This window comes from Fischerella major NIES-592 (genome assembly GCF_001904645.1).
Lineage (GTDB): Bacteria > Cyanobacteriota > Cyanobacteriia > Cyanobacteriales > Nostocaceae > Fischerella > Fischerella thermalis.
On record NZ_MRCA01000009.1, the window covers coordinates 173,846 to 194,160 of the forward strand.

Annotated in this window: 18 protein-coding genes; 14 read left to right on the forward strand and 4 right to left on the reverse strand. The window is 40.3% G+C overall.

Annotated features, from left to right (window positions below; genetic code table 11):
• Positions 1-130 precede the first annotated feature (130 nt).
• On the reverse strand, positions 131-1,852 hold the full coding sequence (locus NIES592_RS16815) for a diflavin flavoprotein (protein ID WP_073556350.1): 1,722 nt from the start codon (positions 1,850-1,852) through the stop codon (positions 131-133).
• Between the two features lie 551 nt (positions 1,853-2,403).
• On the reverse strand, positions 2,404-2,556 hold the full coding sequence (locus NIES592_RS25295) for a hypothetical protein (RefSeq protein WP_178379569.1): 153 nt from the start codon (positions 2,554-2,556) through the stop codon (positions 2,404-2,406).
• A 358-nt stretch (positions 2,557-2,914) separates the two neighbouring features.
• Between NIES592_RS25295 and NIES592_RS16820 the strand changes: the two genes are divergently transcribed.
• Both NIES592_RS16820 and NIES592_RS16825 read left to right on the forward strand, forming a co-directional pair.
• On the forward strand, positions 2,915-3,316 hold the full coding sequence (locus NIES592_RS16820; RefSeq protein ID WP_062244798.1) for a phage holin family protein: 402 nt from the start codon (positions 2,915-2,917) through the stop codon (positions 3,314-3,316).
• Between the two features lie 153 nt (positions 3,317-3,469).
• The gene (locus tag NIES592_RS16825; protein WP_009458661.1) at positions 3,470-3,652 is read left to right on the forward strand and encodes a YqaE/Pmp3 family membrane protein; all 183 of its coding nucleotides are present in this window, start codon (positions 3,470-3,472) and stop codon (positions 3,650-3,652) included.
• Positions 3,653-4,021: 369 nt separating this feature from the next.
• On the opposite strand, the gene NIES592_RS16830 is transcribed toward NIES592_RS16825, so the two are convergent.
• Positions 4,022-4,810 carry a hypothetical protein gene (locus NIES592_RS16830; RefSeq protein ID WP_062244795.1) on the reverse strand — a complete coding sequence of 263 codons (789 nt, stop codon included), beginning with the start codon at positions 4,808-4,810 and terminating at the stop codon, positions 4,022-4,024.
• Between the two features lie 135 nt (positions 4,811-4,945).
• On the opposite strand from NIES592_RS16830, the gene petJ reads away from it, so the two are divergent.
• Entirely contained in the window at positions 4,946-5,287 is a 342-nt protein-coding gene (gene petJ / locus NIES592_RS16835) for a cytochrome c6 PetJ (RefSeq protein ID WP_062244791.1), read from the forward strand.
• Positions 5,288-5,410: 123 nt separating this feature from the next.
• Entirely contained in the window at positions 5,411-6,430 is a 1,020-nt protein-coding gene (locus NIES592_RS16840; RefSeq protein ID WP_073556351.1) for an aldo/keto reductase, read from the forward strand.
• Between the two features lie 8 nt (positions 6,431-6,438).
• Here NIES592_RS16840 and NIES592_RS16845 read toward each other — a convergent pair whose 3' ends face one another.
• Positions 6,439-8,604: a GumC family protein gene (locus tag NIES592_RS16845; RefSeq protein WP_073556352.1), complete on the reverse strand. Its 2,166-nt coding sequence runs from the start codon at positions 8,602-8,604 to the stop codon at positions 6,439-6,441.
• Positions 8,605-10,519: 1,915 nt separating this feature from the next.
• Here NIES592_RS16845 and NIES592_RS16850 point away from each other — a divergent pair.
• The 10 genes from NIES592_RS16850 (at position 10,520) to NIES592_RS16895 (ending at position 20,305) form a co-directional block, all read left to right on the forward strand.
• Complete coding sequence (locus NIES592_RS16850; RefSeq protein ID WP_073556353.1) at positions 10,520-11,839, forward strand: glycosyltransferase family 4 protein; 1,320 nt, start codon at positions 10,520-10,522, stop codon at positions 11,837-11,839.
• A 110-nt stretch (positions 11,840-11,949) separates the two neighbouring features.
• On the forward strand, positions 11,950-12,378 hold the full coding sequence (locus NIES592_RS16855; protein WP_062244778.1) for a hypothetical protein: 429 nt from the start codon (positions 11,950-11,952) through the stop codon (positions 12,376-12,378).
• 92 nt (positions 12,379-12,470) lie between these two features.
• Positions 12,471-13,313 carry an ABC transporter permease gene (locus tag NIES592_RS16860; protein WP_062244774.1) on the forward strand — a complete coding sequence of 281 codons (843 nt, stop codon included), beginning with the start codon at positions 12,471-12,473 and terminating at the stop codon, positions 13,311-13,313.
• 16 nt (positions 13,314-13,329) lie between these two features.
• Positions 13,330-14,613 carry an ABC transporter ATP-binding protein gene (locus tag NIES592_RS16865; protein WP_062244771.1) on the forward strand — a complete coding sequence of 428 codons (1,284 nt, stop codon included), beginning with the start codon at positions 13,330-13,332 and terminating at the stop codon, positions 14,611-14,613.
• Between the two features lie 21 nt (positions 14,614-14,634).
• Positions 14,635-15,147, forward strand: coding sequence for an acyltransferase (locus NIES592_RS16870; RefSeq protein WP_062244767.1), 513 nt, complete (start codon positions 14,635-14,637; stop codon positions 15,145-15,147).
• Positions 15,148-15,309: 162 nt separating this feature from the next.
• Positions 15,310-16,347, forward strand: coding sequence for a Gfo/Idh/MocA family protein (locus NIES592_RS16875; protein WP_073556354.1), 1,038 nt, complete (start codon positions 15,310-15,312; stop codon positions 16,345-16,347).
• The gene (locus NIES592_RS16880; RefSeq protein ID WP_073556355.1) at positions 16,344-17,438 is read left to right on the forward strand and encodes a DegT/DnrJ/EryC1/StrS family aminotransferase; all 1,095 of its coding nucleotides are present in this window, start codon (positions 16,344-16,346) and stop codon (positions 17,436-17,438) included. Before NIES592_RS16875 ends, NIES592_RS16880 begins: the two co-directional genes overlap by 4 nt.
• Positions 17,439-18,146, forward strand: a complete 708-nt coding sequence (locus NIES592_RS16885) for an acyltransferase (RefSeq protein ID WP_062244758.1) — start codon at positions 17,439-17,441, stop codon at positions 18,144-18,146. It abuts the gene before it with no gap.
• On the forward strand, positions 18,136-19,110 hold the full coding sequence (locus NIES592_RS16890) for an NAD-dependent epimerase/dehydratase family protein (RefSeq protein ID WP_073556356.1): 975 nt from the start codon (positions 18,136-18,138) through the stop codon (positions 19,108-19,110). The genes NIES592_RS16885 and NIES592_RS16890 overlap by 11 nt, the downstream gene beginning before the upstream one ends.
• Positions 19,103-20,305 carry a DegT/DnrJ/EryC1/StrS family aminotransferase gene (locus NIES592_RS16895; RefSeq protein ID WP_073556357.1) on the forward strand — a complete coding sequence of 401 codons (1,203 nt, stop codon included), beginning with the start codon at positions 19,103-19,105 and terminating at the stop codon, positions 20,303-20,305. The genes NIES592_RS16890 and NIES592_RS16895 overlap by 8 nt, the downstream gene beginning before the upstream one ends.
• Positions 20,306-20,315 lie beyond the last annotated feature (10 nt).

Sequence of the window (20,315 nt, forward strand, 5' to 3'; positions counted from 1 at the left end):
GGTATTTACGTGAGGGGAGGGGATTTTTTGGAGATAGGAGTGTAAGGAGTGTGAGGAGTGGGGGGAGTAAAGAAGATATATAATGCCTTTTCTTCTCATACCCCTCACACCCCTCATACTTCTCACACCCTTAGTAATAGTTGCCTACCTTACGATGGCGAACTGCTGTTAGTCCGTCGGGTTTGGAAACTCGACCGTCAGTAACGGTGCAGTACAATAGCCAGTGGTCGCTGCATTCCATGCTGCTCTTGACTTCGCATTCCATGTAAGCCAGAGCGTCTGTGAGAATTGGAGAACCGTTTTTAGCTGCTTGGGTTCTCACTCCAGCAAATCTGTCTGCACCAGGAAGCAGGCGTTTGAGGAAGTGCTTTTTCAGTTCCTGATAGTTTCCTTCTTCCAGGACGTTGAGGACAAACTTATCGCCAACTTGCAATAGGGAGTCAATTGCTCGGTCTTTGGCGACAGAAACTGTAAATCCTAAAGGTTGTAAACTAGCTTGCGCTACCCAAGAAGCAAGCATCGCACCTTGAACACCGTTCTTGTTGGCGGTAATAATGTAGAGTCCGCTGCTAATCCGACCTAGTGCTTTTTCTAAATTAATGTCGATGGATTTAATTTGCTTGATGTTGCGTTCGCGGACTAGCATTTGTCCCAAGTCAGTACCTGCTTCTTCACACAGTTGGTATGTGACTGGGGAAGGAGTTTCTTTAATACGAATTGCTGGGAAGGCTTCTTTAACGCCAAGGTCAACGAATCTTCTACGTAAGGGATCGATGGGTTCATCATCACCGCCATAACATTCAAAAAATCCAATGACTTGTTTATCTTTGACTACGCCCAAAAGCGCACTAATTGCAGCTTGTGCCGCAGCGTTGGCAGTTGGTGGCATTCCAACTATAATCCCAGAGGAGCGACCTGCTAATTCTTGGATTTCTTGGATCTCTGCGGTTGTCAAATCGATGATTTCGACGCCAACGCCAGTTTTTTGGACGCCTTGAGAAATCGCTTGAGCAATGCGATCGCTGTAACCATAATCAGAGACATAAAACATCCCAACAATCGTCTCTGTCTTGGCTTGTCTTTGGCTCCAACCTTGGTAGCACTCCCTAAGTATACCTAGATGGTGGTAGAGTAGGGGACCATGACCGTTGGCAATAATTTTGATGTTGCCTAGTTCGTTCATTTTTTTCATTGCATTCAGCAACGAACGAGCATTTGGCCCCATCAAGCAATCATAATAAAATCTAAAGTCCGGTTCAATTGCCTCTAGGTTGACATCAAAGGTGTCATCGCTGCAATAGTGCATCCCAAAGGCGTCACAAGTGAACAGAATTTGAGTTTTGCGATCGTAGCTGAAGATCGTGTCCGGCCAATGCAGGTTAGGCGCACTCACGAATTCTATTTCGTGTCCCTGACCTAAGTCTACGCGATCGCCACTCTTGACAATCCGCTTGGAAAAGGGATCGTGAACTAAATTTTCTAGAAACTGGAGTGCAACTTTCGACGCTAAGACCGTGGCTCTGGGTGCTAATTGGAGAACGTCTTCAACCAAGCCACTATGGTCTGGCTCTGTATGGCTGACAATGATGTAATCAATTGCTTTCGGGTTAACCAGTTTCTTAAGAGTCTCTAAATACAGGTGGCGAAACTTGGTGTGAGAAGTATCCACCAAGGCGATGCGATCGCCCTTAATTAGATATGAATTGTAAGTTGTACCGTTTTGGAGACCAAATTCGATATCAAAGCGATCGCGATCCCAATCAAGCGAACGAATCGCCGTTGTGTTAGGAGCGATTTCGACGGTTTGTATAGTAAGTCGTTTATGTTGAGCGTTCTCTGTGAGAGCTACCATTAGTCGTCTCCGAGCACAAATCATCAGTCTGCTTTTCTGACTTTATTTTGCTCATAATTATTTTTGTAAAGTTGTTCAAAATTCCCTTTTTTCAAAAAGTCAATTGGTAGCCAAAGTGTCTGTTTTTTGGCATAGTTAAATACTAAAAAACTGTAGTTAATTCTTTATTTTTTTGTGTGGATTATAGCAGAGAATTAGCGAATTTTTTTATAAATTTTTCCTAGAAACAAAGTAAGTAAAATAATATCGCTGCTCCAAATTTTGTAACGAAAAGCATAAATTTGGCAACCGTTGTATCTAAGAGGTGATTCGTAAAGTAAATATTAAGCAGCTAATCGCCTAACCATAAGACGAAGCAAAGAACCATAAATCATCTATCTGCAAATAACAATGCCAGATAAACTCCCATTCTGTCAGTTTCTAAAATTCCAATCGTTGTTATCAACAACACTTTTTACCCACTAGTTGACAGATACAATGAACAAAAAAAGAACTACCCTTTGACCAATTGAATCAATTGCTCAACGATTGCTCGATACTGGCTTGCTCCTTCAAGGTTTTGGTCTTACCTCTGTGACGGTATTAGTACTAATCGATAAACTCATGATTGTTGAGGTGTAAGAATAGCGATCGCGCTTTGTATCAGTGTGTGGTATAGTTCCAGACTTGACTTTCCAGTCTCGCCTAATCGTTAGGAAGTCCATAATTATTCTTTTAAGAAAAAAGACATCAGGTAGTTGCGATGAAAAAATTTCACAGCCAAACAACCTCACCCCGTCAAGAGAGGACACCCCTCTCCGCGAGATCGGAGAGGGGTAGGGGGTGAGGTTCATTTCAATTCAGAAAAAATATTAAGATAATCTTAAGAAATAGCTGGTTATTCTATTGGAAAAAGTTAATTAATTACCCACTCTGAACCTTTAACTTCATAAATTCTGTCGTGTGATACCAGCCTAATGGCATAAGCAAAATCTACCCTGTTAGAGAGGTTAATAACTAATACATAGCTGAAAATGGTAAAAGAACATAAAAACCTCTATTTCTGATTTTTAGGTGAAAACAATGACAGGAAACTTGTTAGCAGCCCTAGTTACAGCTTTAAGCTTACTAATCGTTGATTTAGTTGTTCCTGGTGTGAATATTGCTAACTTTCCAGCAGCCTTAATTGCTGCGGTTGCTATTGGTTTAGTTAATGGATCTGTTAAACCAGTTCTATCTTTCTTATCTTTACCACTAAACTTCTTATCTTTAGGAGCATTTTCACTCATCGTAAACGGTATCTGTTTCTCTATTGCAGCATTTTTAGTCCCTGGTTTCTCTGTACATGGGCCGATAGCTTTTATTCTCGGTCCTGTTGTTTTGTCTTTAGGTAGCACCTTCATTAACAGATACTTTGCTGAGAGAAATTTGGCTATCACAAGCAGCCAAGAAGCAAAGTCCAAAGCTGAGTTGCCTTCCAGCTAATTCTTAACATCAACTAGGACAGATGTGAAGGCGATCGCGTCTGTCAAAAAACAAAAAATCGAATTAAATTAATTCCTGAGAAGGAGTTCATAAATTCGGTTAATTTCGGAAGATTGTCAACAAAAATAAACAAATAACAGCAGTCTAATCACCATGAAATTACTTCGTTATCTCCTTGGATTCTTTTTACCTCCCCTTGGCATTTTCTTGACATATGGAGTAAGTACAACTTTAGTTATCAATATTCTCCTTACTCTTCTCGGTTGGCTTCCGGGTGCTATTCACGGTGTATGGGCGATCGCTAAATACGAAGAAAGATTAAACACCGTATCCTAGTTTTGACACCAACTTTCTAATTTACTGACCAAGCCATGCTACATAAATAAAGCCCGCCGAGGTGGGCTTTATTTTATATTCTCGAAAACTTCATTTTTAGTATTACTAAAAAACAATATTCCTGAGTTTTCTAAAAAGTCGCTGCTTTTTTTGTGAGAGACAAGATCCGCGATTTCTTTAAGAAGTCGGAGAGCTGGAATTTGCAGTTCTCATAAATCATATAAAATTGCTATATCTTGTCACACAAAAAAATAGGATGGGCGTTGCTGAATTTGGTCATGAATTATATGTGCATACATTTTTGTAGTTCGATGCCAAATCATTGACCAGACGTAGCAATACTACGTCTGGTCTGGCGAATTATAATTGTTATTTACCGACTTTATCAGCTGGTTCCTTTTCTTTTAACCAATCAGCAGCAGATAACAATAAATCTCTGAGTATTAGTCTGATTTGACGCTCTTTTTTAGCTAGTGAAGTACCTGCTTCGCCAATCTTTGCTTCTAACTGAGCATGTTTTTGTTGCACTTGAGCAACTGCTTCTTCTGCTTGGGGACGAGCTTGCTGGAACCAGTTTTTTGCATCATCTAGGTAGCTTTTTACTTCTTCAGAACGTCCACCATAGCGTGCGGCTAAATTAGCTTTGACAATAGCTAACTGTGCTTGCAGTTGAGCATATCTTCTTCTCAACAAAGCTAATTCATCACTGTTTTTGATCGCATCTATAGCAGAGTCAATAGCAGTTTTAGTCTCTGGGGAATTGACATTATTACTATCTTGTATCTCTGCTAAAATGCCATCAACTTCTTGCTGTATTTTATTTTCTTCCTCATCTAATTGAGATTGTAGTTGTTTCACTTGGGCTTGAGTTTTAGCAATCGACTCATGTCTTTTAGTATTTACAGCCTCTAGCGCTCCTTCAATTGAAGCTGTCACATTTTCTTTGAACTCGCTGCCTTTTGTTTGTAAGTTTTCAACTACAACTGAAACCGCATCTCTGACTATAGAACGAAGCTCAGTAGATCCTTCTTGGAATTCAGAAACTACTTGAGAGACAGCCGCTTTGACAATTTCACGAATTCGCTCTGCTCTCAACTGCCCGGTTTCTTTGGCTTGTTGGAGGTCTGTTCTAATTTGTTCTTTGATATTGTTAGGCATTTTCTAGATAATTTGAGATTTAACTAATTTGGATAGAATTTTGTAGGCTCACTATGTCACACTATGATTGTGGCGTAAGATATTTTAAAGCAGTACTTCCTAAGGATAGAAAATCACCAACCAAAGTAGTATTATATGTGTGAGAAAACAGCTCTAAAATTGACACTGTTGATATTTACACTATTGATAATTAGCTTTTATCAACCAGCCTTAGCCGCAGATACAACTAATGGCGCAAAAATCTTTGATGTTCATTGCGCTGGTTGCCATCTCAATGGTAGTAATATTGTCCGGCGAGGTAAAAACCTAAAGCTCAAAGCACTAAAAAAATATAGTATGGATTCAACAGAAGCGATCGCTTCTATAGTTGCCAATGGCAAAAATAATATGTCAGCCTACAAAGACCGTTTAAGTGAGCAAGAAATACAAGATGTAGCCGCCTATGTTTTACAGCAGGCTGAAAAAGGCTGGCGTTAAAAAGAGTTAGAAATGACCAATAATTCCTCGCAGGAAGCCTCAAAATTAAACCTCCTGGGTGAATAAAACCCCTCACGAATTCACCAACAATATCATTGATCTTTAGAACCAATCCAAAATCCCATGACTCTACCCGCATCAAGTCGTCTGCAATTTACTCCTGACTTAAATATCTGTCGCATCCTCAACGGGATGTGGCAAGTATCTGGCGCCCATGGACGTATTAACCCAACGGCTGCTATCCAAAGTATGTTTAAGTATATGGATGCAGGCTTTACTACTTGGGATCTAGCTGATCACTACGGCCCAGCAGAAGATTTTATCGGCGAGTTTCGACGTCAGTTAATTACAACTCGTGGTCAAGAGGCTTTATCTCACATCCAAGCTTTTACTAAATGGGTTCCTCGTCCTGGAAAAATGACCAGAAAAATTGTCGAGGAAAACATTAATATTTCCCTCAGAAGAATGGATGTTACTTCGCTAGACTTGATGCAATTTCACTGGTGGGAATATCGAGACCCAAATTACCTTGAAGCCCTTAAGTACATGGCAGAATTACAAACTGAGGGCAAAATCAAACATCTGGCTTTAACTAACTTTGATACGGAACACCTGCAAATTATTGTCGATGCAGGGATCAAAATCGTTTCTAACCAAGTGCAATTTTCTGTAGTTGACCGTAGACCAGAAATTAATATGATGCGCTTTTGTCAAGAGCATGACATAAAACTTTTTACTTACGGTACAGTCTGCGGCGGCTTGTTATCAGAAAAATATCTGGGACAACCAGAACCTGGGGTTTTTCAACTTTCTACTGCTAGTCTGAGAAAATACAAAAACATGATCGATGCCTGGGGTGGTTGGAATTTGTTCCAAGAATTACTTTCAACCATCAAGCAAATTGCTGACAAGCATCAAGTCAGTATTGCTAATGTCGCAGTACGCTATATATTAGACAAGCCTGCTGTGGGTGGTGTAATTGTTGGTGCTAAGCTTGGGGTATCAGAACACATAGCAGATAACGCCAAGGTGTTTACGTTCTGCCTTGATGCTGAAGATATACATAATATAGATGTCATATCTAACAAGTCACAAGATTTGTATCACCTAATTGGGGACTGCGGTGATGAATACCGCAGGTAGCTGATAGTTTAATAAGCTGAGTTTTGCTTATGATCGTTGCTAACGACACCCAAAACGTTCATGCGGGACGTTTTCAGACTATCCAATGCTCGCTTCAGTACTGAAGAGTCTGTTTTTTCCATCCTCACTACTAACAAAATACCATCTGTATGGGGTGCCAATAAACTAGCATCAGCTAATCCAAGTAAAGGTGGAGCATCATAAATCACTAAGTCATAGCTATTTTGGAAGTCTTCCATCAATCGCTTCATCTTTTCTGACGAGAGCAGCTTTGTTGGATCAGGCGGTATTGGTCCAGAAGTCAGTATAGAAAGTTGCTTCATAAATGGTGCTTGCCGAATTGCTTCTGTAACCGGCAAGTTTGTGGTAATTAAATTACTTAAACCCCAGAAGTTACTTAAATTTGCTAGCTCGTGAATGACAGGTTGGCGTAGATTAGCATCTACAAGTAAAACTCGTTGCTCCATTGCACAGGCGATCTCAGCCAAGTGGAATGCAACTGTAGATTTACCATCTCCTGCAACAGCTGAAGTAATAACTATAGATCTAATTGGGCGATCGCTACTGAGTAGTTGAATATTTGTATGTAGTACCCGCAAAGCTTCCAAAAACTCTGTGCTGTAGCTACTACTATCTTGATGAGCGATCGCCCTGGGTTCAGAGATATCCCCTGGTAAGGAATCTGGTATTGCCTTTGCCAAAATTCTTGGTATAGAAGTATGCTGTTGATTTATTTGTAGATGCTTCTCAAAAGGTATAGATCCTAGCAAAGGCTCTTTAATCTTTTGCTTGAGAACATAAGCACTATGATAAGTACTATCGAGTTTCTCTAGTAGCAAAGCTAGACCAATTCCTAATACCAAACCACCCAACAATCCCGATATTAAACTACGTTTGATATCTACTGACGCAGGATTTTCTGGCTGAGTAGGCGCTTGAATTAATTCCCAAGGTAATTCAGCTTGTGCTACCTGAATTTCTAAAGTTTCGCGAGTGTTGAGAAAACGATTCAAACTTTCAGTTGCAACCTGTAAGTTCCGTTGTAATTCAGTATATTGTCTCGTTAAAACAGGCAATTGCTTGCGCTTTTGTTCGAGTTGTTGCTCAACCTTGGCAAGTTCTTGACTCTGCACCTCTAAGGCTTGAACTTGTGTTGTCGCCTCAGCCAGTTTTGTATCCATAAAACGCTGTGCTTCTTGAGTTAGCAATGGCAATAGGCTTTCCCGTTTTTCTTTTAAATTTTGGACAGTAGGGTTTTCGTCCTGTAAACGAGTTGTCTCAGCAGCTATTTGGACGTCTAATTCACGCAACTTACTAAGTAATTCTTGATACAAATCAGCATCTTTTAATGCTGCTAGTTCTCCTTCTTTTCCCTGCAAGCTGGCTAAATTATTGCGAGCTACTGCCAATTGCTGGTCAATGACTTGTCTTTGTTGAGATAAATTATTAGCCTGATCAGTTATTTGCTGTGCCTGTGTTTCTGGATCAACAAAATCGTATTTTTGCCGAAATGTCTGCTGTTCTTTTTGTAGCTGATCAACCCGCCTCTGCATTATTTGCAGTTGTTCTCGGACAAACTTTAGACCCTGGCGCAAACTAGTTTGCCGCTGTTCCAAGCTATATTTTAAGTACGCCTTAGCAATTTGGTCTAGTATATTTTTTACCCTACTTGGGTCGTCACTCTGATAGCGAACTTCTATAATTTTTGTTTCACCGAGACGAGTAATAGTCAGAGAATTTACTAAATAATTATAATTAATGTCTGGATAATCTATTTGTAATCTTCTCACAATATTTGTCATCAGTTCCGGACTCTTGAGAACCTGTATTTGGCTCTCATAATCCAAACTAGGGTTGGATGGACTAGAACCTTGGCTAGAAGCAAGTTCTGGCAGCTTGTTTTCATTATTGAGAGGCTCGACTAATAGCCGAAAACTGCTTTCATACACAGGTTTTTGCTTTAGGGATGAGTATACTGTAGCTACCATCACAACAGCTGCTACTGTAGCTATGACTAATGCCCGTCGCCTGACAATACCTAAAAAATCTCGTAAGTTCCAATCATCCCCTTGAGTTTCAGATAGAGGAAAAGGCGGAAAATTATTACTAAATGCCTGCGGCATGAAGTTCTGATTTCGATCAGAACTTGAAGATTGATAGAATTGATTATCCATGATTTATAAAGATTTGGTAAATATCCAGGTATAACTTTGCTATATAAGTTTAGAGTAATCAAGGTATGGATATAGCTTGAAATTACAGATAGAGTAGCTAAAGTTGTCGTTTTTCTATGGTATTTAGTCACTCAGCAGGCAATGGCCCACGTAACACACAATTGCAATCATTTCTTCTATCGTCAATCAAGTATATCATCCCTTTATCTTATTGATGTACTGCCTTACTTAAGCTTAATACTCTACTTGGTAATGTATTCAGTCAGGTGTAGCCAGAACAAACAGGTATTTAATTTACTAATATTTGTGTCGCTGTCAATATCAAACTATTCATATTAATTGTCATATATACAATCCTCTTTTATGAGTTTGGGAAAATTTTAAATCTGCATTCAAACTTACCAAGATTTTGAATGGCTCTTTTTGTCTAATCCACAGGTACGGAAGATTAACTACCAAGATGAGATGCAAACTGGTAAAGCATTATTCAGTATGTTTTACAGCACAAGAGTGATAAAAGAGGAACAAATTGTATTAATTTTGAGATCCAGCTATTACGCGTATTGTTTAAATATTTTTGATGGTATTACTAAAAAGGGATTAACAATTTCTCTTAGAAGCAAGTAATTTTAATGACATTGTTTCTAGTTATTTAAATAATTAAAGTGATTCTATATACATAAGCAAAAAATTACTATTTTCTTATATATAGCCAAAAACGCATAAAATAAGGATTTTTTTAGAGTTATGCTTGCAAATAAATTATTTATCTTGTCTATTGAGTATTATTTAGTACAATAATATAAGTATAATAAGATTGACATATTAGCTTAAAAATTTTCAACATAAGAACTCATTTGAAACGTGATAACATACTCATGCAGATAAATGTTTTGCCAAACAAACACCAAAATAATGATTTTCTGTAATGTAAAATATGAAGTAATACATTTGTTCTTTAAAACTTTAAGGAGAAGATTGAGTCAAGGATATATTTGCTTGAAACAAGAAAGCTAAACATCATTAAGAGAATGTTTTAGAGATCAGTCAAATGGGCTAGTATACAGCATCATATAAAAACAGTTCCTATCCGACAAATTTTTTGTCTGTTTCTTGTGCTATTGATACTGCATATACTGGCTTTCATGGCATTAAGCTAACTCATGTCTTGAGCTATAGTATAAAAATTAGCAAAACAAAATCATCTTTGTGTTTGTTTGAAAAACCTTGTAAGTAGTACTTAATCTATGTTTTATTGGAAGTAAACAGCACATTTAGCTATCAAAACTATTTTCATCGCTATTAACTACTTAATTTTCAGTCCACCCCATCCAACATATTACTTTGTATAGGATAAAATCTATGCTGTTAATTTATTCTTTTTTAAAACACACTGACTTCGGAAAAATATTTCTCAACCACAGATTGATTTCTATTGTTTAAAAGCTGGAGAGTGCTGTTCTGATTTATGATTTAAATTTTCGTTGAGGAAATTGATTCATTAAAGCAAATAATGTAGTTTGAATATTTTTCTGACGGCATACTTTTTCACAATTCATGTTCGTCGCGATTTTGATTGCCTATATATTAAAGAATATGCAAAAATTTACTTTTTAAAGATTAGTTAAAACTTAGATAAAAATACTAATTTTTATGCAAACAACCTTACCTTACCTGCTAACAAAGCCTATAATAGGAATCTATGAGCAAATACTGACTTATGTATACTATTGACAAAAATTATCTTTAACTAAATGTAGAAAAAGATTTTCCGATAGCAAACAAATAGTTTTTAATCAATCATGTTTATTTGATATTTAGAAACTTAAGCTTGCTGATGCAAGGATGTAGATTTTTACGAATTGAATAGTTAAGAAGGTCATCTAGACTAAAGTTTTAGTACAGGATAGAGCCGATGACACTCAGTAAATGGATTAATCAAAAACTGTTTCTATATAGCTCTGCTTATTCGGAGGATAAGACTGAAGATTTGATCAAAACGGAAAAAAAATTCAAATTGTCAGTCGTTACTCAATTTTTTCCTCCAGATTACGCAGCTACAGGACAATTGCTAGAAGAACTTACTAGGGAATTGGGAAATCTAGGGGTAGATATTGAAGTTTTTACAAGTCAGCCAGGATATGCTTTTCGATCTTCTCATGCCCCATCTGTGGAAAATTTAGATAAAGTACAAGTACAACGATCGCGCACTGCTCAACTTTGGCCGGGACGCATTCGAGGTAAAGCAGTCAACGGAGTTTTGTTTACTCTGCGCGCCGTACTTCATTTACTGAAAAACGGTAATCGTTTCAACTTATTGCTATTAACCACAGCACCACCATTTTTGCCATTTATAGGATATTTAGCTCATATTTGGTTGAGAATTCCCTATGTCTGCATAATCTATGATCTATATCCAGATATTGCGATCGCTTTGAAAGTGATCTCAAAAGACCATTGGCTAGCAAAGCTTTGGCAGAAACTAAATAAGTTAGTTTGGCAAAAATCTAAAGCACTTATAGTTCTCAGTCCCGCAATGAAAATGCGAGTGACTGCTATTTGCCCACAGGTAGCTGATAAGGTTTCTGTAATTCACAGCTGGGGAGATCCCGATTTGATTATACCCATAGCCAAAAAAGAAAACTGGTTCGCATGGAAGCACAACTTAGTAAATAAGTTTACAGTAATTTACTCTGGCAACATGGGTCGTTGTCATGACATGGACACCATCTTGGAAGCAGCAAAACTACTACAAGATGAACCAATTCAGTTTGTGTTTATTGGTAGTGGAGCAAAAAAGGAAGAATTAATCAAAGATGTAAATCGCTTAAAACTAAAAAATTTTGTCTTTTTACCTTATCAAGACAAGGAAGTATTACCTTTCTCTCTAACAGCTGGTGATTTATCTCTAGTGAGTGTGGATGCTGGAATGGAAAGTTTAGTTGCTCCCAGCAAACTTTATCCAGCTTTGGCATCTGGGCGACCAATAGCAGTCATTTGTTCACAGTATTCATATTTGCGACAAATGATTACAGAAGCCAATTGTGGTGACACCTTTGAAAATGGAGACAGTCATGGTTTGGCTGAGTTTATTCGCCTGCTGAGCCAAGATCAAGAATTAGCAAAGCGTATGGGTAGGGCTGGTCGTCAGTATATGCGATCGCACTTTACACCTCAAATCATATCTCGACAATATTTACAAGTCTTGCAGCAGAGTATTGGCTTGTATAAATAACATCACCAATCAAGTAAAATCGTATCTTATTTATTTAGGAGCTGGGCTTCGATGGTCCTATGATCTCAGTCCCTCCAACGTAACCTTCTAATTAATAATGGGAGGCCGAATTGCACAGAAGGTGTGACCGTAATCGGAAACGCTCGAAACGCAGAGCCATATATTGTCCGATTCATGGATGTTATCTCAATAGTGTTAGCCAAAAATATCAGTTGTATGCAGACCGGGTAGGACAATTACAACAAAGAGGTATACCTCGACGGAATGCATTAATTTTGGTCGCACACCAGACAGCAGTCCCCCTAGAGGGAGAATGGGTAGAAGCTTTTTGGTGTGATCAGTGCCAGTCAACTAAGTGGTATCACGTACGTAAACACGAAAATAATACATACGAAATTAAGAATGTGCCACGAGAACTTTGGCAACATGCAACAGGAGTGATAGATCCCAAGGGAAACCCTTCTGTAGGTGAGTTTACTCGCCGACAATCACGACTAATTAACCACAACAGCATCAAAGATTTTCAGTTTGTAGGATAAATCAAACTTAGTTGTAGTTAAGAGTTGTTTGTTGCTTGTTGTCATCAACATCAACTATTAATAACCAACTATCAACAACCAACAAATAATTTATGAGTAGTCAAGAGATTGCCTCTCAGCACGAACTAGTAATTGAAGCAGGACGTACTGAACATCAGTATTGGAAAGATATTTGGCGCTACCGGGAGTTAATGTATTTTCTTGCTTGGCGAGATATTTTAGTACGTTACAAGCAAACAGCGATCGGCATAGCTTGGGCATTGATCCGACCATTTTTGACAATGGTTGTTTTTAGCGTAGTATTTGGAGGTTTAGCGAAATTCCCTTCCGGCGGAGTGCCATATCCGATACTTGTGTTCGCTGCTATGTTGCCCTGGCAATTTTTTGCTAACGCCCTGAGTGAGTGCAGTAACAGCCTGATTACTAATGCCAATTTGGTTTCTAAAGTCTACTTTCCACGTCTGATTGTACCCATAAGTGCCGTGATAGTTAGCTTTGTCGACTTCATGGTATCTGGTATGATTCTGTTGGGTTTGATGGCGTGGTATAACTTTGTACCAAACTTGCGGATTCTCACCCTACCAGTATTTATATTGATTGCCTTTGCAGCAGCTGTTGGTGCTGGACTATGGTTGGCAGCATTAAATGTTGAATATCGTGATTTTCGCTACATAGTGCCTTTTATTGTGCAATTTGGCTTGTACATTTCCCCTGTAGGATTCACTAGCAGCATAGTACCACCACAGTGGCGATTACTTTACTCATTAAATCCGATGGTGGGTGTAATAGATGGCTTTCGCTGGGCAATTTTAGGTGGAGACTCACAAATTTACTTGCCTGGCTTTACCCTATCTGTGGGATTAGTTGCCTTATTACTGGTAACTGGCGTTTGGTACTTCCGCAAAATGGAACGGACATTTGCTGATGTAATCTAGGGAAGGAGTAAAGCAGATGTCTGATACTGTAATTCGCGTAGAAAATCTCGGAAAAAAATTTATTATTGCTCACCAACTAAACAATTCTAGCCATCACAGTTACAAGGCTCTACGAGATGTAATTACTGATGGAGCCAAGTCTCTGACAAAGAGCTTAATTAAGCCCAATCATCAAAAAATGTCTAACCCTGCTCGTGAAGAATTTTGGGCCTTGAAAGATGTTGCTTTTGAGATTAAGCAAGGTGAAGCTATTGGTGTGATTGGACGCAATGGAGCCGGAAAATCAACACTCCTCAAAGTTTTGAGCCGCATTACCGAACCAACCAAGGGACGTATCTCTATTAAAGGGCGGGTAGCAAGCCTACTAGAAGTAGGAACAGGATTTCACCCTGAACTCACAGGGCGAGAGAACATCTTCCTCAACGGTTCCGTTTTAGGGATGAGTAGAGTCGAGATCAAAAAGAAATTTGATGAAATAGTTGCTTTTGCGGAAGTAGAAAAGTTTTTAGATACACCAGTCAAGCGTTATTCTTCGGGAATGTATGTGCGCCTCGCTTTTTCCGTTGCTGCCCACCTAGATCCAGAAATTTTAATTGTAGATGAAGTGCTAGCAGTAGGCGATTCCGCATTTCAAAAGAAGTGCTTGGGGAAAATGGGAGATGTGTCAAGCAAAGAAGGGCGGACAGTTTTGTTTGTTAGCCATAGTATGCAAGCGATCGCCCAGCTAACCAAACGTTGTATCCTGCTTTCCAAAGGTAAAGTTCAGTTTGATGGTGCTACTAGCAAAGCAGTGCAGTTATATCTTTGTGGACAAAAAGAAGATATCGAAGCACGAGCTGCTTATCAAGCACCACAAAACAAAACTGGTAACTACGTCGCTTGGGCAAAAGTGCATACTTCCGAAGGAGAAGGGATTCACTGTTGGGGAAAACCTATTACATTTGAGTTTGCCTTAAATATAGAGAAACCCCATGAAAGTCTGTCCTTTTCATTTCAAATAGTTAGTTCCCTGCAACAGCCTATTGCTATTTTTTGGTTTTTTTCTGATGCACCTTTTCGCCATGAACCGGGAACTCATATTTTCCGATGTGAAATACCTAAATTGCGGCTTTACATGGGTTCCTATACCTTAACAACATGGTTCTCTGAACGACGTAGTGAAACCCTGCTAGAAAATCTCCAGGAAATTTGCCAGTTTGAAGTTAGTATGCATGAATTTGAACGACCAGATTATCCGTGGGAGGCAAATGAATGTACTTATTTAGAAGATGCGGTTTGGAAAACTGGAGAAAAATATTAATCAATTAAATGGGGAGAGATAATGCCAATAAATAATGATGTTCAGTTAGGCAATAATGTGAAAATATTTCATCCCCAACTTGTCAACCTTTATGGTTGCACTATTGGTGATGAAACCAAGATTGGTACTTTTGTAGAGATGCAAAAAAATGTGATTGTCGGCAGTCGATGTAAAGTATCATCACACAGTTTCCTTTGTGAAGGAGTCATTCTTGAAGATGAAGTGTTCATTGGTCATGGTGTGATGTTTACTAATGATATTTATCCCCGTGCTACTAACGAAGATGGTAGTTTGAAAACTGATGCTGATTGGGATGTTGTAGAGACGCGAGTCAAATACCGTGCTTCGATTGGTAGCAATGCCACTATCTTAGCAGGAGTGACAGTAGGGGAAAAAGCCATAGTTGGGGCTGGGGCAGTCGTGACTCGTGATGTCCCCGATTATGCAATTGTGGTAGGAGTACCTGCTCGGATTATTGGCGATGTCCGCGATCGCTGCCAGAATCAAGAAATGACAGCCAGTATTTGTAGTTAATCCTACTTTGATATCAAAAAAGATGCCGAGAATTTGGTTAAAACAATATATGAAAATAAAAACACTATATCTCTAGATTTTTTCATCAAAAAATATTCTTATTTGTTTGTTATTGTTCCTGCTTTCTATTCACCTAATATAAATTTTGATTAGTTATAAACTATGGGAAAAAACATTAATATCGGTGTGATTGGTTATGGCTACTGGGGACCAAATTTGGTCAGAAATTTTGTTGAAACTCCAGGGGCGCAGGTAAAAACGGTTAGTGATTTTAAACCAGAACTGTTGGCAAAGGTGCAGGCTCGATATCCAAATATACAAGTCACAACAGATTGCCAAGATATATTTAACGACCCCAAAATAGATGCTGTGGCGATCGCAACACCAGTGTCTACCCATTTCGACTTGGCTTTAGCTGCATTGCAGGCTGACAAGCACGTACTCGTAGAGAAGCCGATGACAGTCTCCTCACAACAAGCCATGCGGCTAATTGAAGAGGCAGAAAAACGCAACTTAGTATTGATGGTGGATCACACCTTTGTCTATACGGGTGCTGTACGCAAAATGCGCGATCTAGTAGTCACCAATGTAATTGGTGATATTTACTACTATGATTCCGTGCGCGTCAACCTGGGACTCTTCCAGCACGATGTCAATGTGATTTGGGATTTGGCAGTCCACGACCTTTCCATTATGGACTACATACTACCATCCCAACCTTACGCTGTCTCGGCAACAGGGATGAGTCATGTACCTGGGGAACCGGAAAATATCGCCTATTTAACTCTGTTCTTTGAAGGTAATTTAATTGCTCACATCCATGTTAACTGGTTAGCACCCGTGAAAGTCCGTCGTACACTGATTGGTGGTAGCCAACGCATGATTGTTTACGATGACTTAGAACCTAGCGAGAAGGTCAAGATTTACGACAAGGGGATTACCGTCAATGGCAATGCTGAAAGCTTATACCAAATGCTGATTGGTTACCGTGCAGGAGATATGTGGGCGCCGCATTTGGAAGTAACAGAAGCACTGCGGACAGAAGGATTGCACTTTATTAATTGTATTCAAACAGGCGATCGCCCCATTACCGATGGGCAAGCTGGACTGCGGGTAGTCAGAATTCTGGAAGCTGCTACTGAGTCTATGAAAAAGCAGGGACAATTAGTTGAACTTAACATAGCAGGGGTAGCGGTATGATTCCATTCGTAGACCTCAAGGCTCAATATTTGAGCATTAAAGAAGAAATTGATGCTGCCGTCCTCAAAGTTTTGCAAAGTACCCAATTTATCTTGGGGAGTGAGGTAGCAGCTTTTGAGCAAGAGTTCGCCCAATATTGCAATGCCGATTACAGTATAGCCTTAAATACAGGCACTAGCGCCTTGCACTTAGCCCTCTTGGCAGCTGGTATTGGTGCCGGTGACGAAGTTATTACCACACCTTTTACTTTTGTTGCTACTGTTGCAGCTATTGTTTACACTGGCGCAACGCCCGTATTTGTAGATATTGATCCGGTTTCCTACACCATTGATGTCACCAAAATTGAACAAGCCATAACTGCAAAAACTAAAGCCATTTTGCCAGTGCATTTGTACGGTCAACCCGCAGACATGAACCCGATCATGGAAATTGCTCAGCGTCATGGTTTGACTGTAATTGAAGATGCTGCCCAAGCCCACCGTGCTGAATACAAAGGCCAACGGGTAGGCAGTATTGGGGATATTGGCTGTTTTAGTTTTTACCCAGGTAAGAATTTAGGGGCATACGGTGAAGGTGGCGCAGTCGTCACTAATAACCCTGAATATGCCCGTACCATCAAAATGTTACGGGATTGGGGGCAAGAACAAAGGTATCACCATGTTCTCAAGGGTTATAACTATCGTATGGATGGTATCCAGGGCGCTATTTTGCGAGTAAAATTGCGCTATTTAGATGCTTGGACAGAGGCACGCAGAGCCCATGCAGCACTGTATGATCAACTCTTGGCAAACTCTGATGTAAAAACACCAGCAGTAATGCCCTATAGTTATCACGTTTATCACGTTTATGTAGTGCGTAGTCAGGAGCGAGATGCACTACAAAAAAAACTACAGGAGCAAGGAATCCAAACAGGCATTCATTATCCCATTCCCGTACACTTGCAGCAGGCCTATGCAGATTTAGGATACAAAGCTGGTGATTTTCCTTGTGCTGAATTGGTAGCCAATGAAGTACTTTCGTTGCCAATGTGTGCAGAACTTTCTTCAGAGCAGATAAAAATTGTTAGCGCTGCCGTGTGTGAGAGTGTTTAAATGTCTGAGCCAGTTAAAAGTAGGATAGTCAAAGCTGTACATGGCTCACAAGAATTGAAGCTAGACCCAGATTATGAGGTGGGGCTGGCAGAATATTTACGCCATCAATATGGTAATAACGGATTAATCGAATTGTACGCCCGCTTTGCGATCGGTGATGGAGATTTTGATGGGTTAATGCGGCGAGTTATTTGGCGTGCAGTAGCAAGTAAATTCGGACACGGCATTCATATTGGTAGTAGTGTAGGTTTCAAGCATTTAGAAACCTTTGAAATTGGAAATAGGGTGTTCATTGGTTCCCACAGCTATATTCAGGGAAGATTCGATGGTAAGTGTGTAATTGGAAATCAGGTTTGGATTGGACCACAGAGTTACTTTGATGCCCGTGACTTGATTATTGAAGATTACGTGGGTTGGGGGCCAGGTGCAAAAGTATTGGGTTCTAGCCACACTGGATTGCCCATTGATGTGCCAATTATCAAAACAGACCTCGAAATTAAATCGGTAAAAGTTGAAACAGGAGCCGATATTGGGATGAATGCGGTCATCCTTCCTGGGGTGACAATCGGTAAACACAGTATTGTGGGTGCTGGTGCAGTTGTCACTAAAGATGTACCAGCTTATGCCATTGTAGCTGGTGTTCCGGCTCGGTTTTTACGCTGGCGAGAAGGATACAAACCATCGGAGAATACAGAAAATGCAAAATAGTCGAGTTTTAATTACGGGTGGCGCAGGTTTAGTTGGCTCCCATATTGCCGATTTGCTAGTCAAAGAAGGAGTGGCGGAAATTATTGTTTTGGATAATTTCACGCGCGGACGACTGGAAAATCTGGCTTGGGCAAAAGAACATGGGCCTCTAGTTATTGTTGAAGGCGATATTCGGGATCAAAAACTTTTAGGGGAAGTGATGCAAGGTGTAGATTATGTCTTTCACCAAGCAGCAATCCGGATTACTCAATGTGCAGAAGAACCGCGTTTGGCATTGGAAGTACTAGCGGATGGTACGTTTAATGTTTTGGAAGCCGCAGTCAACGCTAAAGTTCAAAAGGTGGTTGCAGCCTCTTCAGCTTCTATTTATGGGATGGCAGAAGATTTCCCCACTCCAGAATCTCATCACCCCTACAATAACCGCACCCTCTACGGCGCAGCCAAAGTCTTTAACGAAGGATTACTACGTAGTTTCTATGATATGTACGGTCTAGACTATGTAGCATTGCGCTACTTCAATGTCTACGGACCGCGCATGGATATTTACGGTGTCTACACCGAAGTGCTGATCCGGTGGATGGATCGGATTGCCGCAGGTCAGCCGCCACTAATTTTTGGCGATGGTAAGCAGACTATGGACTTTGTGTATATCGAAGATATCGCCAGAGCCAATATTTTAGCTGCTAAAGCTGATGTTACAGACGAAGTGTTTAATGTTGCTAGTGGTGTAGAAAGTAGTTTGAATGACCTCGCCTATAGCTTGGCTAAGGTGATGGAATCCGATTTGCAGCCAGAATATGGCCCAGAACGCAAAGTTAACCCCGTACAGCGCCGACTTGCGGATGTGAGCAAAGCTAAGCAATTACTAGGCTTTGAAACACAGGTGTCTCTAGAAGAGGGATTGCGTCGATTGGTGAATTGGTGGCGCTCTGAAAAGCAAATGAAGGAAACAAGCAATGTCTGAAAAGCTACAATCTATTCCAATTGCTAAACCCTGGATGGGTGAATCAGAGGCAGAGGCAGCTAGGCGCGCAATTATGTCTGGTTGGGTGACCCAAGGACCGGAAGTCTCCGCCTTTGAGCAAGATTTTGCAGCTTACGTAGGGGCTAAGTATGCCTGTGCTGTTTCTAATTGTACAACAGCCTTACACCTGGCACTGTTAGCTGTGGGAGTGCAGCCAGGAGATGAAGTGATTACCGTCAGCCACTCCTATATTGCCACCGCCAACAGCATTCGTTACTGTGGGGCAATCCCCGTGTTTGTGGATATTGAACCGCAGACATATAACATCAACCCAATGTTAATTGAGGATTCAGTTAGCGATCACACTCGTGCTATTCTCATCGTTCACCAAATGGGGATGCCTTGTGACCTGAAAGCCATTTTGGACATTGGCCGCAGTCACAATTTACCAGTCATTGAAGATGCTGCCTGTGCCATTGGTAGTGAAATTCTCTGGGACGGACAATGGGAGAAAATCGGCAAACCACACGGGGATATTGCCTGTTTTTCTTTCCATCCGCGCAAAGTCATTACCACGGGTGACGGTGGAATGCTTACCACCAACAACCCTGAGTGGGATAAGCAATTTCGTCTCTGGCGACAGCATGGAATGAGTGTTCCTGACACCGTACGTCACGGTGCAAAACAGGTAATATTTGAGTCTTACCCGATGCTGGGTTACAACTACCGCATGACCGATATCCAAGCAGCAGTAGGACGGGAACAACTTAAACGCCTGCCAGAAATAGTTGAGCGTCGGCGTTATTTGGCACAAAGGTATCAAGAAATGCTTGCAGATGTGCCTGGATTGAAATTACCGACAGAACCAGCTTGGGCAAAAAGTAACTGGCAGAGTTACTGCGTCAGGTTGCCTCAGAAATCTGATCAACGGCAAGTAATGCAGACAATGCTGGATGCAGGGATATCTACACGTCGGGGAATTATGTGCGCCCACCGCGAAGTGGCATATGAACAGGAAACTTGGTCGTGTGGCAGCGAAAAAGAAACTTGTCACTGTAGAAAAGGAACTTGCGATCGCCTTTGTGAGAGTGAGCAAGCACAAGATCATACTGTCCTGTTACCCCTATTTCATCAGATGACTCAACAGCAACAGGACTATGTGGTGAAAGTTTTGAAGATGGCTTGTCAAGTTTAAAAAATCTTTG

What these genes read in the sequence shown, in the direction of transcription:
- NIES592_RS16845 (WP_073556352.1), bottom strand. Translation starts at nt 8,604, where the DNA reads ATGGATAATCAATTCTATCAATCTTCAAGTTCTGATCGAAATCAGAAC.
- NIES592_RS16895 (WP_073556357.1), top strand. Translation starts at nt 19,103, where the DNA reads ATGTCTGAAAAGCTACAATCTATTCCAATTGCTAAACCCTGGATGGGT.
- NIES592_RS16840 (WP_073556351.1), top strand. Translation starts at nt 5,411, where the DNA reads ATGACTCTACCCGCATCAAGTCGTCTGCAATTTACTCCTGACTTAAAT.
- NIES592_RS16885 (WP_062244758.1), top strand. Translation starts at nt 17,439, where the DNA reads ATGTCTGAGCCAGTTAAAAGTAGGATAGTCAAAGCTGTACATGGCTCA.
- NIES592_RS16870 (WP_062244767.1), top strand. Translation starts at nt 14,635, where the DNA reads ATGCCAATAAATAATGATGTTCAGTTAGGCAATAATGTGAAAATATTT.
- NIES592_RS16825 (WP_009458661.1), top strand. Translation starts at nt 3,470, where the DNA reads ATGAAATTACTTCGTTATCTCCTTGGATTCTTTTTACCTCCCCTTGGC.
- NIES592_RS25295 (WP_178379569.1), bottom strand. Translation starts at nt 2,556, where the DNA reads ATGGACTTCCTAACGATTAGGCGAGACTGGAAAGTCAAGTCTGGAACT.
- NIES592_RS16815 (WP_073556350.1), bottom strand. Translation starts at nt 1,852, where the DNA reads ATGGTAGCTCTCACAGAGAACGCTCAACATAAACGACTTACTATACAA.
- NIES592_RS16830 (WP_062244795.1), bottom strand. Translation starts at nt 4,810, where the DNA reads ATGCCTAACAATATCAAAGAACAAATTAGAACAGACCTCCAACAAGCC.
- NIES592_RS16865 (WP_062244771.1), top strand. Translation starts at nt 13,330, where the DNA reads ATGTCTGATACTGTAATTCGCGTAGAAAATCTCGGAAAAAAATTTATT.
- NIES592_RS16875 (WP_073556354.1), top strand. Translation starts at nt 15,310, where the DNA reads ATGGGAAAAAACATTAATATCGGTGTGATTGGTTATGGCTACTGGGGA.
- NIES592_RS16860 (WP_062244774.1), top strand. Translation starts at nt 12,471, where the DNA reads ATGAGTAGTCAAGAGATTGCCTCTCAGCACGAACTAGTAATTGAAGCA.
- NIES592_RS16880 (WP_073556355.1), top strand. Translation starts at nt 16,344, where the DNA reads ATGATTCCATTCGTAGACCTCAAGGCTCAATATTTGAGCATTAAAGAA.
- NIES592_RS16820 (WP_062244798.1), top strand. Translation starts at nt 2,915, where the DNA reads ATGACAGGAAACTTGTTAGCAGCCCTAGTTACAGCTTTAAGCTTACTA.
- NIES592_RS16890 (WP_073556356.1), top strand. Translation starts at nt 18,136, where the DNA reads ATGCAAAATAGTCGAGTTTTAATTACGGGTGGCGCAGGTTTAGTTGGC.
- NIES592_RS16850 (WP_073556353.1), top strand. Translation starts at nt 10,520, where the DNA reads ATGACACTCAGTAAATGGATTAATCAAAAACTGTTTCTATATAGCTCT.
- petJ (WP_062244791.1), top strand. Translation starts at nt 4,946, where the DNA reads ATGTGTGAGAAAACAGCTCTAAAATTGACACTGTTGATATTTACACTA.